Annotated in this window: 15 protein-coding genes; 3 read left to right on the top strand and 12 right to left on the bottom strand. The window is 56.3% G+C overall.

Annotation, left to right across the window (positions count from 1 at the left end; all coding sequences use genetic code 11):
- Window position 1: 1 nt before the first annotated feature.
- The 12 genes from bamA to AC2FJB_RS04065 form a co-directional block, all read right to left on the bottom strand.
- A complete protein-coding gene (gene bamA, locus AC2FJB_RS04010; RefSeq protein WP_496717514.1) occupies window positions 2–2,254 on the bottom strand; it encodes an outer membrane protein assembly factor BamA in 2,253 nt (750 codons plus the stop codon).
- A gap of 235 nt (window positions 2,255–2,489) precedes the next feature.
- The gene (locus tag AC2FJB_RS04015; protein WP_256369664.1) at window positions 2,490–2,618 is read right to left on the bottom strand and encodes a hypothetical protein; all 129 of its coding nucleotides are present in this window, start codon (window positions 2,616–2,618) and stop codon (window positions 2,490–2,492) included.
- A gap of 78 nt (window positions 2,619–2,696) precedes the next feature.
- Complete coding sequence (gene rseP / locus AC2FJB_RS04020) at window positions 2,697–4,049, bottom strand: RIP metalloprotease RseP (protein ID WP_299896924.1); 1,353 nt, start codon at window positions 4,047–4,049, stop codon at window positions 2,697–2,699.
- A gap of 4 nt (window positions 4,050–4,053) precedes the next feature.
- The gene (gene dxr, locus AC2FJB_RS04025; RefSeq protein ID WP_496717512.1) at window positions 4,054–5,226 is read right to left on the bottom strand and encodes a 1-deoxy-D-xylulose-5-phosphate reductoisomerase; all 1,173 of its coding nucleotides are present in this window, start codon (window positions 5,224–5,226) and stop codon (window positions 4,054–4,056) included.
- Window positions 5,226–6,008 carry a phosphatidate cytidylyltransferase gene (locus AC2FJB_RS04030; protein WP_496673078.1) on the bottom strand — a complete coding sequence of 261 codons (783 nt, stop codon included), beginning with the start codon at window positions 6,006–6,008 and terminating at the stop codon, window positions 5,226–5,228. Before AC2FJB_RS04030 ends, dxr begins: the two co-directional genes overlap by 1 nt.
- Entirely contained in the window at window positions 6,005–6,736 is a 732-nt protein-coding gene (gene uppS / locus AC2FJB_RS04035; RefSeq protein ID WP_117869016.1) for an undecaprenyl pyrophosphate synthase, read from the bottom strand. The genes AC2FJB_RS04030 and uppS overlap by 4 nt, the downstream gene beginning before the upstream one ends.
- A 9-nt stretch (window positions 6,737–6,745) precedes the next feature.
- Window positions 6,746–7,309 carry a ribosome recycling factor gene (gene frr / locus AC2FJB_RS04040; RefSeq protein ID WP_117869017.1) on the bottom strand — a complete coding sequence of 188 codons (564 nt, stop codon included), beginning with the start codon at window positions 7,307–7,309 and terminating at the stop codon, window positions 6,746–6,748.
- Between the two features lie 182 nt (window positions 7,310–7,491).
- On the bottom strand, window positions 7,492–8,487 hold the full coding sequence (gene acuI, locus AC2FJB_RS04045; RefSeq protein ID WP_496717510.1) for an acryloyl-CoA reductase: 996 nt from the start codon (window positions 8,485–8,487) through the stop codon (window positions 7,492–7,494).
- Window positions 8,488–8,577: 90 nt separating this feature from the next.
- The gene (locus tag AC2FJB_RS04050) at window positions 8,578–9,681 is read right to left on the bottom strand and encodes a dimethylsulfoniopropionate demethylase (RefSeq protein ID WP_496717509.1); all 1,104 of its coding nucleotides are present in this window, start codon (window positions 9,679–9,681) and stop codon (window positions 8,578–8,580) included.
- Window positions 9,682–10,212 carry a DinB family protein gene (locus AC2FJB_RS04055; protein WP_496817840.1) on the bottom strand — a complete coding sequence of 177 codons (531 nt, stop codon included), beginning with the start codon at window positions 10,210–10,212 and terminating at the stop codon, window positions 9,682–9,684.
- Window positions 10,209–10,913, bottom strand: coding sequence for a DUF1326 domain-containing protein (locus AC2FJB_RS04060; RefSeq protein ID WP_299896906.1), 705 nt, complete (start codon window positions 10,911–10,913; stop codon window positions 10,209–10,211). The genes AC2FJB_RS04055 and AC2FJB_RS04060 overlap by 4 nt, the downstream gene beginning before the upstream one ends.
- Before the next feature lie 4 nt (window positions 10,914–10,917).
- Window positions 10,918–11,682, bottom strand: a complete 765-nt coding sequence (locus tag AC2FJB_RS04065; RefSeq protein WP_496717607.1) for a DUF2182 domain-containing protein — start codon at window positions 11,680–11,682, stop codon at window positions 10,918–10,920.
- Window positions 11,683–11,797: 115 nt separating this feature from the next.
- On the opposite strand from AC2FJB_RS04065, the gene AC2FJB_RS04070 reads away from it, so the two are divergent.
- From AC2FJB_RS04070 to AC2FJB_RS04080, 3 genes are all read left to right on the top strand, one after another.
- On the top strand, window positions 11,798–12,529 hold the full coding sequence (locus AC2FJB_RS04070; RefSeq protein ID WP_496717508.1) for a FadR/GntR family transcriptional regulator: 732 nt from the start codon (window positions 11,798–11,800) through the stop codon (window positions 12,527–12,529).
- Window positions 12,530–12,646: 117 nt separating this feature from the next.
- On the top strand, window positions 12,647–14,047 hold the full coding sequence (locus tag AC2FJB_RS04075; RefSeq protein WP_117869023.1) for a selenium-binding protein SBP56-related protein: 1,401 nt from the start codon (window positions 12,647–12,649) through the stop codon (window positions 14,045–14,047).
- Window positions 14,048–14,060: 13 nt separating this feature from the next.
- Window positions 14,061–14,714: a hypothetical protein gene (locus tag AC2FJB_RS04080; protein ID WP_496673063.1), complete on the top strand. Its 654-nt coding sequence runs from the start codon at window positions 14,061–14,063 to the stop codon at window positions 14,712–14,714.

Consider the following 14,714-nt stretch of genomic DNA (forward strand, 5'->3'; position numbering starts at 1 on the left):
ATCAGAACCGGGCTTGGATCGTGAAATCAAAGTTCTGTTCCTTGTCGAAAGACTCTTTCTTCAGAGGCTGCGAGAAGTTGAACTGCAACGGTCCAAACGGGGTTTCCCACAGAACCGAAATGCCGATCACGTGGCGGATCGATCCATTTGCGCCGACAATAGTTGCACCTGCCGTGTTCACGTTGTCGATGTTGTAGAGGTTGCCAACATCATAGAACAAGCCACCCCGCAAACCCAGTTCCTCGGGCAGACCCAGCGGGAAGTCGGTTTCGAAACGGGCAACCCAATAGTAGTTGCCCCCGATCGCGTCATCCTGACCGTTGGACAGGTCACGTGGTCCGATACCCGCAGGTTCGAAACCACGGAAGGTGTTGGGACCAAGGACAAACCGGTCCACAGTCCGGCTGAAATCGTTGCCGCGCCAATGCAAGGCGCCCAGCTCCATCGTAGCCCGAAGCACCACCTCTTCATTCCAGACACGGGTTTGCGCGATACCGCGCGCCGTGGTCTTGAAGAACTTGTTGTCCCCACCAAGACCAGCGGCATCAACACCAACTTCGAACAAAACACCGGAATTCGGGTCCAGGCCGCCGAGACGGCTGTCGTAAATGTAGGACAGACCCAAAGAACTGGACGTCCGCTTGCCCTGCGCAATTTCAGAAGCAATCACTGCACCGTTAGTTTCGTTGTCCTGCTGCGTCATCTCGCTGCGGTCCCAGCCATAGCGGACCCGCAGAGCCGACAATTCACCAATCGCGTAGGTCAGCTGCGGTGCAAAGAAAAGACTGCTTGTGTCGTAACTCGCAAACCCGGAATTGGTGCCTGACAAACCCAGACCAAGATCAAATCTCAGCTTGCGGCCCAGCAGGTAGGGCTCGGTAAAGTTGATTGTGTATTCCTCCGAGTCCTGCGCGGTAGAGATCGAGACACCGAGGTTCTGGCCACGGCCCAGGAAGTTGGATTCGTTCAGACCGATTGCAATCCCGAAACCGTCCGTAACCGAGTAGCTGCCTCCAAGGCTCAGCGAGCCTGTGGGTTGTTCTTCAACGTCCACATCCAGAATGACCTGACTGGGCGACGATCCTTCGCGCGGTTCGACTTCCGCGACAGCGAAGAAACCCAGGGCATTGATACGCTCAGCCGCCTGACGGATTTCGCGTGGATTGAACGGGTCACCTTCGACGGTGTCAAACTGACGACGGATCACGCGATCCAGGGTGGTTGTGTTGCCTTCTATATCGATCCGCTCAACAAAGATGCGCGGGCCTTTTGTCAGGACAAACTCGATATCCAGAGTCAGGTCACGGTCATTGCGCTTGACACGCGGCTCCACCCGCAGGAAATCCACACCTTGTTTCAGACCCAGACGTTCCTGGCGTGTAATGGAATTTTCAACCAGCGACGGTGTATAGGTTACGCCGGGCTTGATTTTCAGCGAGTCCTGATAAGGTGCTGGATCCACGCCCGGTATTTCGCTGACGGTCGTGATTTTACCGAATGAGAATTTCTGACCTTCGGTTACATTCATCACCAGGAAAAACGCATCCCGTTCGCTGGTAAACTCGACGTTGGCGCTGTTCACACGGAAGTCGACATAGCCTCGTGACAGGTAGAAATCCCGGATGACCTGCTTATCGAACTCGATGCGATCGCCGATAAAAGTGTCGTTCCGGAAGAAAGTCCGCAGAAATGTCGCCTGCTTGGTTTCCAGAACACGGCGCAAACGCCGATCCGAAAATGCGCGGTTGCCCACAAAGCTGACACGTTCCACTTCAATGGTGGTGCCCTCTGCCACCTCAAAGACCAGATCAACCCGGTTGTCATTACGGCGGATAATCCGAGGGATCACGGTCGCGGCGACACGGCCCTGAGCCGAATACACTTCAGCAATTATATCGGCGTCAGCTTCAGCCACCTGCGGGGTAAAAACACGACGCGGCTGGGATTCGATTACGTCCAGCAGAACGTCGTCTTTGACACGGGCGTTACCCTCGATGCTGATCTGGTTGATTGTCGGGTATTCCTGAACTTCGATGACCAGCGTAGAGCCGCGCGGCGTCAGTTCGACTGTCTCAAATACACCACTGTCAAGCAAACGCTGATAGGCATCATTGAGTTGCCCTGAGGTTACACTCTGGCCTGGTTCGATTCCCGTTCGGGCGATGATCGTACCGGTTTCAATCCGGCGATTGCCCTGAACGTCAAACGAATTGATAGTATAGTTTTGCGCCAGTGCTGCATGCGGAAAAGTCATTAAGCTCGCTGCAACAAAAAGGAAAAGAACCGCTAGCGCCTGCCACAAAATATTGTTTGTTGGCACTTGCTGCCCGCAGGATGTGCCCGCCCCTCGCCTGTCAGTCATTTTATGCTCTACCCAGAATTTAAGACTTTAATGTTGAGTAACGGGATTGAATGAGCTTGTCAAAAGGCGAAATCAAAGCCGCCGTTCAGACTGCCAAGCAATTTAATGACGTCGGTTTCAGTAAGAATCACATAGCCGCCAGATAAGCGGCACCTGCCATCGCCAAAGCTGTAACCGCAAAGCTCAGTAGAACGTCCCAATTCAACACGAACAGGAAGCTAAAGCTCTGATACGATTTTCTCAGCGTTTTGGTCATGGCATTTCCCTCAGACGCAAAGAGAATACCGTCCAATTAAGGCGATAATGCGGCTCAATTTTGCACTGAGCGCCACAATCAGCAGAACAGGTCGTTGCTCACTGAGAACAGCATCAGCGTGAGGATAAAAGTGATCCCCACCCCCATGAGTACCCGCAAGGCCCCGTCACTGGGTGGCTTACCGGCGATGGCCTCATAGGCGTAGAACACAAGATGCCCGCCATCCAGTGCCGGGATCGGAAACAGGTTCAACAATCCGACCGCTGTAGACAGAACCGCGATAAAGAAGATAAAGTTCTGGGCCCCCTGACTGGCCATGGCACCCGATGTTTCAGCAATTCCGATCGGTCCCGAGATGTTGCAGGTACTAATCGCACCCGTCACCATGTGCCACATGCCCGACAGCGATCCTTCGATAATACGACCCGTTTGTCTGACACCACCCGTCAGTGAAGCCAGAATACCTGCCGGTTCAGTCGCCGGTTCCAGCATCATGCCCCCAATGATCCCAATCCGCCAATGCGTTACAAAACCACCATCCGGTTGCGGTTCATCCGTGCGTCGGGGTGCCAATGCGAATTCCAGCACGGACCCGTCCCGCCAGACCTCCAGCAGCAAAACCCGACCGTCGGACCCTTCGACAAAGTCTTTCAGCTGGTCGAAGGCAAAGATCGGCTCGCCATTCACTGACATGATGACATCGCCTTGTTTCAGTTGGATATCCATGGCCGCGCTGCGAGGGGCCACCTGACGGATCAGTGGCGGAAACATCCAGGGTGCCTGAACATCCAGGGTTTCACCGTCACGGATCACCGTATAGTTCAGAACCGGTTCCACAGGCAGCGCATCAATGAAGTTTTGCCATGCCCCCTCTTCATCATAATCTGGCGTTGGAGTGCCCGCGATGGCCGTGATCACGTCACCTTCTCTCAGCTCCTGCACGGTGCCCGGCAAGGGTTGCAACGATCCGACTGTCAGCGGCTCTTTCGATACGCCTTGTGACCAGAAGATCAGGCCAAACACCAGAATGGACATCGCAAAATTGAAGACAGGCCCGGCCGCGACCGTGGCGGCACGCGCCCACAAAGGGGCACCGTGCATGGTGCGGCGCAGCTCTTCCGGGCTCTGGGTTGCGATGCCTTCCATCGCCTCTTCATCCTTGCCGGATGCGGCATTGGCATCGCCCAGGAACTTTACATAGCCCCCAAACGGCAGCAACGCGATCTGCCACTTGGTTCCCCTCTTGTCGATACGGCTCCAGAGAACTGGCCCAAACCCGATTGAGAAGACCTCGGCATGGATTCCGGACCAGCGTCCAACAATGTAATGTCCGTATTCGTGCACCGCGACGATGACCGACAACGCGATGACAAACGCAACTATCGTCCACAGAAGGTTGCCAAATTGGGGGATTAGGGAAAGTACGTCCAAAATTCTATCCTGCTCGTTCCACCACAGTGTCATCGACCCACTGACGTGCCACATGGTCGGTTTGCTGTACGTTATCAAGGGTCATCGGGGCATCAATAAGGCTGTCTGACGCGTCGAACCTGTCCAGGACCGCGGAAACAGCGTCAGCCATATCCAGAAACCCAATCCGGCGTGCGATAAAATGATCCAGCGCGCGTTCCTTTGCGGCATTGAAAACAGCGCCTGCAAGGCCGCCACGCTCCATCACGTCCCGCGCGAGTTTCAGGGCAGGATAACGCGCCACATCCGGTTCATTGAAACGCAGTTGCCCCAGCTTTGCCAAGTCAAGCCGCTGTATCGGCAAGTCCCGTCTTTCGGGCCAATGCAGCGCGTATCCAATGGCGTGGCGCATATCTGGTGATCCCATATGAGCCATAACAGCGCCATCCCGATAGCCGACCAAGGCATGCACTATGGATTCCGGATGAACCAGCACTTCGATCTGATCCGGATCGACGCCAAAGTATTCTTTTGTTTCTATGACTTCCAGTGCTTTGTTGAACATCGATGCGCTGTCGATGGTGATACGCTGCCCCATATCCCAGTTCGGATGGCTCGAGGCTTGCTCAACAGTTGCGTTGGCTAGATTACTCAGGGGCCAATCACGGAACGCGCCGCCGCTGGCCGTAATGATCACGCGCTCAACCGCTTCGATTTCCTCGCCAACCAAAGCCTGAAACACAGCCGAATGCTCGCTGTCTACCGGCAGCAATCGCGCGCCATGCTGTTTGGCCGTTTCCAGAACCAATGACCCGGCGCAGACCAGCGTCTCTTTGTTGGCCAGTGCAAGTGTCGAACCCTGTTTCAAAGCTTCGATACCCGGCGCCAACCCTGCCGAGCCGACAATGGCCGACATAGTCCAATCCGCCGGGCGTGCAGCAGCCTCGACAATAGCGCCGGGGCCCGCAGCCGCCTCAACGTCACTGCCGGCCAAGGCTGAACGCAGGTCGTCAAGCCGGTTTTCATGAGCGGTGACGGCAATATCAGCGCCGAGCCGACGCGCATCATCCGCAAGTTTTTGAATATTGGCGCCCCCCGTCAAAGCCACAACGTCATACTCGGACGGCGCGCGCGAAATCAGATCGATCGTATTCTGCCCGATCGACCCGGTGGCCCCGAAAACAGAAACCTTTCGCATTACATTTCACCCGGCGAATAGATCAGCCCTGCGATCAGAACAAACAGCGCGGCGCCCATCATGCCATCAAACCGATCCAGAAAGCCGCCATGACCCGGTATCAGGTTCGAACTGTCTTTGACGCCGAACTTACGTTTGACCGCGCTTTCGATAATATCACCAGCCTGACTGGCCATTGAGGCCAAAACGGAAACAACGACAAAACCGAATCCGAACCCCGCCTGGCTTGCGAACACGACACCGACGCACGCGGCGGCGGCCCATCCACCAGCCGTTCCCGACCATGTCTTTTTCGGGCTTACCCTTGGCCAGAACTTCGGCCCGCCAACCGCCTTGCCAACAAAATAGCCAGCAACATCCGTGGCGACCACGACCGCGATCAGCCAAACCATCCAACCAAACCCGGAGTTTTCCCGGATCGAAATGAAGCCGAGCCCGGCCCCAACTATCCAGACGACACACAGCCCAAACAGAACCCTGGAACGACTGACCTGCCCGACACCCACAAGCGCAGGCGCAAGCAAGATCGGCAAAGTGTAGATCGGGGGCAGATGATAGCTGAGGACAACCGCCGCGCTTGTCAGAATCCCCAATTGCACAGCCACGCCCCGGGCCTGTGGGTCAATCATCCGAACCAATTCCCAGGTCATCAGCCCACAGGCTGCGGCGATGAAGGTTTCGAACCACCAACCGCCAAGCCAGACTTCGATTGATCCGATTACGACCAGAACAGCAGCAGAAAGGACCCGTGTCGTCAGGTCAGACCATCGGCCTTCACTCATGCCAGAACCGCTCCGAACCGCCGGTCTCTTGAGCCGTAATTCTGGCACAGACGGGCTAGTTCAGCGGCAGAGAAGTCCGGCCAGAGGGTATCGATGAATTCATATTCCGAGTAAGCGGACTGCCACAGAAGAAAGTTCGAAATTCGTGCTTCGCCACTGGTTCGGATCACAAGGTCCGGGTCGGGAAGAACGCGCGTATCCAAATACTTAGGCAGGGTTTCTTCATCGACCTCATCGGGCTTTAACCGCCCCTCAGCCACATCCCGCGCCAGGCGTTTGGTGGCGCGCGCGACTTCATCGCGCCCACCGTAATTCAGTGCGACTGTCAAATGAACAAGATCGTTGTTCTGGGTTTCTTCTTCCAGAGAGTCCATCAACTCGATCAGTTTCGAATCCAACCGGACGCGGTCTCCGATAAACCGAACCCGGATGCCATTATCCGCAAGTGTCCGGGTTTCCTTGATGATATAGCGGCGGAACAGGTTCATCAGGCCCGCCACTTCGACCTGTGTCCGCTTCCAGTTCTCGGTCGAAAAAGCGAACACCGTCAGATACTTGATTCCCAAACTTGGACAGGCCTCGACAACCTCGCGCACGCGCCGCGCACCGGCATGGTGACCGAACAGCCTGGGACGACCGCGCGCCTGTGCCCAGCGGCCATTGCCATCCATAATGATGGCCACATGGCGCGGGCCGGACTCCAGGTCGGTTTGCGGGTCTTTTGGCATCAGTCGGGCTCAGACCTGCATGATTTCTGCTTGCTTGGTTTCCAGTGCTGCATCCACGGCTTTGATCATCTCATCCGTCATTTCCTGAACTTCGCCCTCCCACAGCTTCTGGTCATCTTCCGACATCCCGTCCGCTTTGGCTTTCTTGATCTGATCCATGCCGTCGCGACGCACATTGCGGATCGCGACACGTGCGCTTTCCGCATATTGACCGGCGACCTTGCTCAGCTCGCGGCGGCGTTCCTCGTTCAGCTCAGGTATCGGCAGCATTATAATGGTGCCGTTCAACTGCGGATTGATACCAAGGCCGCTTTCGCGAATGGCCTTTTCCACCTTACCGACCAGTGACTTATCCCAGACATTTACAGTGACCATACGCGGTTCGGGCACGTTCACGGTGCCCACCTGGTTGATTGGCGTCATCGAGCCATAAGCGTCAACCATGACAGGTTCCAGCATCGAGGCCGAAGCGCGTCCTGTTCTCAATGATGCAAATTCGGTTCTCAGATTGGCCATTGCGCCATCCATGCGGCGCTGCAGATCATCGGTGTCCAGTTCGAAGTCGTCAGACATTCTGCTCACTCCCCGTCTTCAGGTACTCTTTGGATGGGTCTTACGCCATCGCAATTGGGATGTATAGCAATCATGATCGGGAAATTTATCAATGGCCAGAGGTGTTGCGACCAATTTGGACAAACGTCGTCTTCCCAAACCTGGCCGAGTTTCTCCGGCCAGGTTGAGTTCAAAGCTCAGCCTCAGGCATTAACATCAACCACGACGCGCCCCTTGACCTGTCCTTTCAGAATGTCGGCCCCCAGTTGCGGCAGATCGGACAGACTGGCCGGTTGAACCATAGCCTCCAGCTTGTCCATCGGCAGATCCGTGGCGATCCGTTTCCACGCACGCACCCTGTTGTCATAGGGCTGCATCACGCTGTCGATCCCCAAAAGGTTCACGCCGCGCAGCAGAAATGGAATCACCGTCGCAGGCAAAGCAGCCCCCCCTGCCAAACCAACGGCGGCGACGGAGCAACCGTATTTCATCTGGCCCAGAACACGCGCCAGCATGGCGCCGCCAACAGCGTCAATGCAGCCAGCCCAGGATTCGCTTTCCAGAGGGCGTTTGGTCGTCTCATTCAATTCTTCTCGCGGAACAATTGTCGTCGCGCCCAGGGATTTCAGATAATCACCGGTTTCGGGGCGCCCGGTTACCGCAGCGACTTCATAGCCCAGCTTGCCCAGAATGGCTGTGGCCACCGAACCGACGCCACCCGCGGCCCCGGTCACCAATACCGGCCCCCGATCCGGGGTAAGCCCATGATCCTCCAGCGCCATGACCGCCAGCATCGCAGTGAACCCGGCGGTGCCCACGGCCATGGCCTGCCGCGTGGTCAGCCCTTCGGGCAGCGGCACCAGCCAGTCGGCCCGCGCGTTGGCTTTTTGCGAATAACCGCCCCAGTGAGCCTCGCCCACGCGCCATCCGGTCAGAACAACCTTGTCACCGGGCTTGTAGCGATCATCCGATGAAGCTTCGACCGTACCCGCGTAATCAATACCGGGGACATGTGGATAGGCCCGCACCAGCCCGCCCCCTTTCGGAGACAGGCACAGGCCATCCTTGTAGTTCACTGTGGAATATTCAACGGCGACCGTGACTTCACCATGAGGCAGATCATCCACTGACAACTGTTTGAGCGAGCCGGTGGCAAGTCCGCTTTCTTGATCCTTGTCCATTACAAGAGCATTGAACATCTGTCATTCCTTTCGTGTTTCAGCGACCAGCCCATTTCTTCACCTGGCCAAAAATATCCCGAGGACGACACAACAGCGCCCTTAACTGTGTTAGATCCAGAAATGCGATTGCACGGTTGCGCGACGCATCCCATCCGGTGTCTCCACGTCCAGTTCCGTTCCGGCATCCCAATGGCTCAGGCGCACCATACCGATCGCGACGTTGGTTTCAAAATCAGGAGACCAGGCCGCCGAAGTCACCTGCCCCACACGCTTTCCGTCCGCAAACATACCCCAGGGACGATCGCAACCCGGCACCGGATCACCATCAATGGCGATAGGTCGGATTTGCTGTACTGGTCCCTCTTTGGCGACACGCAACAATGCGTCCCTGCCGATGCAGCCAATCGCGGTATGCGTGTTACAGAACTTCCCAAGACCGCATTCATGCGGTGTATTGTCATCGGTCATGTCGTTCCCGTAAGACAACAAGCCGCCCTCTATACGCTCAATCAGGTTCGGACAGCCCGCGCGCACCTGCAGGTCTTCGCCTGCCGTAAATAACGCGTTCCACAAAGGCATGCCGATATCGCTGCCATCCACATAGATCTCGAACCCGCCCTGTTTCGAATAGCCGGATCGTGCGACGGCCAGATCCCGTCCTTCGAACTCGAACATATCAAATTTGAAAAACCGGATGTCCCGCACGCGATCGCCGAACACACGGGCCATCAGATCGTCCGCCTTGGGCCCCTGAACGGCAAGCGGCGACACATCAGGTTCATCCACCAACACATCCAGACGGTAGCCAACGGCGATACCCTTGACCCACAGCAACAGATCGCTGTCGGCAATCGATATCCACCAGCGGTCTTCAGACAGTTTCACCGCAACCGGGTCGTTCAGCATGCCGCCGGTTTCATCAACGATAGGCACGTAGAAACATTGCCCCGGCAGCATACCGCGCAGATCGCGCGGGGTCAGCATCTGCATCAGACGCGCAGCATCAGGGCCACGCAATTCGACCTGCCGCTCGCAAGACACATCCCAGACCTGCACATGGGTTTTCAGGTGCCGGTAATCAGCTTCAACGCTTTCAATAACCGTCGGCAACAACATACGGTTGTAGACCGTGTATCCCTTGACCCCGGCTGCTTCGACCCCTTCAGAGAACGGAGTGCGCCGCAAGCGGCGTGAGGCGGAAATCTGTGGCATTCATACCTCCTCGGGCATAAAGACGATATCACTGACAGGCGCTTCCGAGCCCGTCTCGGTCAGCATTTTATGCACTTGTCCCCTGTGGTGGGTCTGGTGATTGAAGAAATGGATCACACACAACGCGTAAGGCATTGTGACATCGGCCTCTTTCGCGGCAGAGTACCACGTGAACGATCCGGTCAGCGGATCATCCCCCAACCCTTTCGCCCATTTCTGGATACGGCCATCAATCTTCTCGCGTAACGCCAACCAGCTTTGCAGGTCCGGGCACAGGTATACACTTTCATGGATACCCCCGCCCGCATTGTAAATATTGCTGTCGGGCCCGTCGCGCTTTTCGAAACGAGACATCCACATCCAATCGCCCCACAGCAAATGGTTTACCGTGCCCATGATCGAGCCAAAAAACGCCCCGCGTTCAAGGGTCAGTTCCTTGGGTGTCAGAGATTGCAAAAACTCTGACAACTGTTTGTTTTGCCAATGATTGTACCGCGCCATTTCCCGCGCATACGCGCCCGTGATCATCATTTGGGCCCATGCCAGTCGATGGGGCAGATTTCAGCGGACTTGCCGCCGAAATCCCAGACCCTGCCGTAGTCGCGCACCTTCGATTTGGTACCACGCGCCACGATGATGTCCGGTCCCATCCAGTATTTGGAGTTTGAAACCATCACCGGATGCTCCGGATCCTTGCCAGCAAGCATCTCGATCTCGCCCTGGATTTTGCGACCAATCGCGATCCGGCGTTTGTTTCCGTCGCGTTCAATCTGGACCGGAGCTCGTTCCGCCCCAATGATCTCGCTGACCAGCATGGTAAACAGTCCGGTTGTACCGCCCGCCTGACCGCTGAAGATTTGCAACAACCCGTTATATGCCTTGCCGCTTGCTCGCTCATCAACGTAAGCGGCGACTTTCCACTGGCCTTCACCCATCCGGCCCGGAATATCGACCAGCAACCCGACATTCAGGCCCGACAGATCCTCGCCTTCATAGTGGCCTTCATCAACGATGATACCCATCCACGCATGACAATGACCTTCCGTCGGAGGATGCGCGCCCAGCGACACTACACAGGGGCAGAACACGTCACATGAACAGTTCAGGATCAGCTCACCCTTGATGGCCCAGTCCGTCGGGCTCATTTCACGACGCTTGGGATTGGGCATGCGGCTGTCGATGCGCTGGCTGACAGGTAGCCGATCGGCGTCTTGTTTTCTGTTTTTAGCCATAGGCTTATCCTCCGTAGCTAATTGGGTACACGAGCAGAAAAAGACCGCCCGCAATTAATACAAATCCCATTGGACGGGTCACAGCGTGCCCGATCTGAGGGAGTTTCTCCAAAACCATGAACAGGGTTGCGAGCCCCATCCACAACAGGCTCATGACACCGCCGACAAAGCCAAGTGCCATGAAGCCCCAGCAACAGCCGACGCAAAAGGCACCAAGACCCAGGCCCATAAGTAAACCGCCTGAAAAACCGGTTCTCCAATGCCCAAGGAAATAAGTCATCGGAGCATGGCAAACACCGTGGCAAACCTCTTTGACGCGGGAAAACTGAAAGGCGCCCACGGCAATCATCAAGCCGCCCGCGACCCAGCCGGATTTGGCAATACCCAGCATATCGACAACGCCACCAAACAGCAGAAGCAGTTGTATTCCTGCGATCAGAGCCGCAAACCCGACCCAGACGATGGAATACCCGACCAGAACCCCCAGCCAGCCTCCGCGGCTGCCATTTGCACTGCGGATCAGGTCCTCGTAACTGCGCAGGGTCGGAATCAGGGTCGGCAGCATCATCGCCGCCATCATGATCGCCCACATTGAAAACAGCGGGCCGAACTCGGCCATCGGCATGTACATATCCATGCGCGGATCCATTGCGGCCATCGCCTGCCCCATCGGCCCCGGGCGACCGATCAGATCAAGGTCCATGTCCCGGCTCATCGAGAACATGATCCACCACGCCAACAGGATCAGAACATAAAAGCCCAGCCACATTCCGCTGCGCAGCCACGTGCGACTCACTTCAGCCTCCCGACTCAACTCCCTTGCTTTTCAAATGTCAGACTTTTAAATGTCAGACAAATAAAAATTTACCCAAGGTCGTCTGAAGATGAAAACCGCGCCCCGAAAAACCGCAGACCTGTCTGCCCAGATCGCCCGGGCCATTCGGGATGCGATCGTGTCGGGTGAGCTGATCGTGGACGCGCGCTTGCCATCCGAAGCGGAACTGTCGGATCAGTTCCAGGTCTCTCGCCCGACTGTGCGTGAAGCATTGAAACGGCTGGCGGCGCAATCCTTGATCCGCACACAACGCGGCGCTTCCGGCGGCGCGTTTGTAAATCGCCTGAGCTTTGAGGACGCCTATTCTCAGCAAGTCACGACTTCGACATTGTTGCTGTCGATGAATGCGGTCAGCTTCGATACGGCTTGCGAGGCGCGATATGCCCTGGAAAGGGCCTGTGCGCCTTTGTCCGCGCAGCGACGCACTGCAGATCACCTGGCGACTATGCGGGCGGAGATATTCCGCCAGTCCCAACCCGGCCTGACGGATGAAGCCTTTTGCGCATCAGACGTGACTTTCCATCGCGCGTTGGTGGATGGGGCTGGAAACCCGGTCCTGTCCTATCAACTGGCAGGTGCTGTGGAAGCGATGCAACCACTGATGAACATGATCACTTTCACTGCGCGATCCCGCGAGGAAATTATCAGCCTGCATGGTAAAATAGTGGACGCGCTTGAGACAAAAGATGCGGATACCGTGGACTCCGCACTGATTGATCTGGAACGTTACACACGACGGCTGGCCCATGATGTGGCCAAGAGCAAACGTAAACCTACTTGAGGGCTGAATTCGAAACAAAATCAGAACAAGGGGCACACGAGCAGGCAGATTGTCATCCGGCGCCAAGACCGGAACTCTCAATGTGAATTGAAGATCAATGACTTACGGGAGGACGTTATGAATCAAAGACCGGACCCTAGCTTTTATCCATCCGCAAAACTGGCGATGGAGGGCCCCGCTGAGACACTTGCATTCACGCTGATGCTCAGCCCTGACTTTTCACAACCAGACGGACTGGCGGTTGTGAATGTTGATCCAAGCTCGGACGATTTCGGAAAGATCGTGCATCAGGTGATCATGCCCGAGAAAGGCGACGAGTTTCACCATTTCGGTTGGAACGCCTGTTCTTCGGCCCTGTCGCCGCTCAGCGGTCACGCGTTTCTGGAGCGGCGCTATTTGATCATCCCAGGCATTCGGTCCAGCCGAATTTACGTCATCGATGTCAAAAACCCGCTCGAGGCCAAGATACACAAGATCATCGAACCCGAAGAAGTCTTTGCAAAGACTGGGTATTCCCGTCCGCACACGATCCATTGCGGGCCTGAGGGCATCTATGTCAGCACCCTTGGTGGTGGCGGCCCCGACGGGACAGATGGCCCTCCGGGCATTTTCATCATGGACTGCGAGACCTTCGATATAATCGGGCGCTATGAAATCGAGCGCGGCGTGCAGGACAAGCATTATGATTTCTGGTGGAACCTGCCGCGTGACTACATGGTCAGTTCCGAATGGGGCCTGCCACCGCAATTCGAAAACGGACTCGTGGCCGAAGACCTGTTGTCCAATAAATACGGCCATAGCATCCATTTTTGGAACCTTCGAAACCGGACGAACATTCAAACCATCGATCTGGGTGAAAACCATCAGATGGCCTTGGAAATCCGCCCCGCTCATGATCCCGTAAAACAATACGGGTTCTGCGGCGTTGTCGTCGATACAACAAACCTGCAAGGTGCGATCTTCACCTGGTGGCGCAATGATGACGGCACGTTCGAAGCCAAGAAAACCATAACAATCGATCCGCAACCCGCTGATCCCGATGATCTTCCTGACCTTCTGAAGGGCTTCTCTGCTGTTCCGCCGCTGGTCACTGATATCGACCTGAGCCTGGATGACAAGTACCTCTATGTCGCTTGCTGGGGAACCGGCGAGATGCATCAATACGATGTATCCGACCCGATGAATCCAACTCTGGCAGGCAAGGTCGAGATCGGTGGAATCGTCAAAAAGACAAAGCACCCAAATGGTCAAACCTTTGGCTATGGTCCACAGATGGTCGAAATCAGCCGCGACGGCAAACGGGTCTACTGGACCAATTCTCTCTATTCCACGTGGGACGACCAGTTCTACCCCGAGGAAGGCGGTGCGGCCATGGTCAAGGCTGATGTCGGCGAGAATGGTGGTCTGACACTGGATCCGAAATTCTGGGTGGAGTTTCCCAAGGGTTATCGCAGCCACCAGATCCGGTTAGAGGGCGGAGACTGTTCAACCGACAGCTTCTGCTATCCGTCGGTCTGAATTGGACTTTCTGATGTCATCAACGGCTGGCCTGTGGCTGGCCGTTGTTCTGAGCGGCGCCTATCACGGTCTGAACCCCGGCATGGGCTGGCCGCTGGCGGTGTCTTCGGCTTTGATGGAACAACGCCAATCCGCCCTGTGGAGCGCACTCGCGGCTTTGGCTGGCGGGCATTTCGTGGCCATGCTCGGCGTGCTTCTGCCTTTTGCCCTGATGGCCGTACTGGTCGACTATCAAAATGAAATCCGCATCGGCGCGGCCCTGGTCGTCATAGGCATGGGACTGTACATCGCCATAACCCGCCGTCATCCCCGCTTTCTTTCACGTGTTCCGCCAAGCAAGCTCGCGCTGTGGTCTTTTCTGGTGGCGCTTGCCCACGGAGCCGCCCTGATGCTGGTTCCAATCTATCTGGGCCTTTGCGCCGTGGATGAATTGGACGCGGGACATCAAGCGATTTCCCAGATCATGACGACAAATACGCTTTTGGTTCTGGGTGTCGCCGCGCTGCATACGGCCGCCATGGTTCTGGGCGGGGGGGTGTTGGCCTTTGCGGTCTATCATTGGCTTGGTCTGCAATTTTTGTCGCGCAGCTGGTTCAACCTGGAACTGATCTGGGCGCTGAGCCTCATTCTGGTCGGTGGTCTGGGTCTTTGGTCCGCACTTGGCTGA

The sequence above is a fragment of the Ruegeria sp. CDSC085 genome (assembly GCF_059610465.1).

Bases quoted from the DNA above. Each gene is read 5' to 3' on its own strand.
- bamA (WP_496717514.1), bottom strand. From the start codon at position 2,254: ATGACTTTTCCGCATGCAGCACTGGCGCAAAACTATACTATCAATTCG.
- AC2FJB_RS04015 (WP_256369664.1), bottom strand. From the start codon at position 2,618: ATGACCAAAACGCTGAGAAAATCGTATCAGAGCTTTAGCTTCCTGTTC.
- dxr (WP_496717512.1), bottom strand. From the start codon at position 5,226: ATGCGAAAGGTTTCTGTTTTCGGGGCCACCGGGTCGATCGGGCAGAAT.
- AC2FJB_RS04030 (WP_496673078.1), bottom strand. From the start codon at position 6,008: ATGAGTGAAGGCCGATGGTCTGACCTGACGACACGGGTCCTTTCTGCT.
- uppS (WP_117869016.1), bottom strand. From the start codon at position 6,736: ATGCCAAAAGACCCGCAAACCGACCTGGAGTCCGGCCCGCGCCATGTG.
- frr (WP_117869017.1), bottom strand. From the start codon at position 7,309: ATGTCTGACGACTTCGAACTGGACACCGATGATCTGCAGCGCCGCATG.
- acuI (WP_496717510.1), bottom strand. From the start codon at position 8,487: ATGTTCAATGCTCTTGTAATGGACAAGGATCAAGAAAGCGGACTTGCC.
- AC2FJB_RS04050 (WP_496717509.1), bottom strand. From the start codon at position 9,681: ATGCCACAGATTTCCGCCTCACGCCGCTTGCGGCGCACTCCGTTCTCT.
- AC2FJB_RS04055 (WP_496817840.1), bottom strand. From the start codon at position 10,212: ATGATGATCACGGGCGCGTATGCGCGGGAAATGGCGCGGTACAATCAT.
- AC2FJB_RS04060 (WP_299896906.1), bottom strand. From the start codon at position 10,913: ATGGCTAAAAACAGAAAACAAGACGCCGATCGGCTACCTGTCAGCCAG.
- AC2FJB_RS04065 (WP_496717607.1), bottom strand. From the start codon at position 11,682: ATGTGGCTGGGCTTTTATGTTCTGATCCTGTTGGCGTGGTGGATCATG.
- AC2FJB_RS04070 (WP_496717508.1), top strand. From the start codon at position 11,798: ATGAAAACCGCGCCCCGAAAAACCGCAGACCTGTCTGCCCAGATCGCC.
- AC2FJB_RS04075 (WP_117869023.1), top strand. From the start codon at position 12,647: ATGAATCAAAGACCGGACCCTAGCTTTTATCCATCCGCAAAACTGGCG.
- AC2FJB_RS04080 (WP_496673063.1), top strand. From the start codon at position 14,061: ATGTCATCAACGGCTGGCCTGTGGCTGGCCGTTGTTCTGAGCGGCGCC.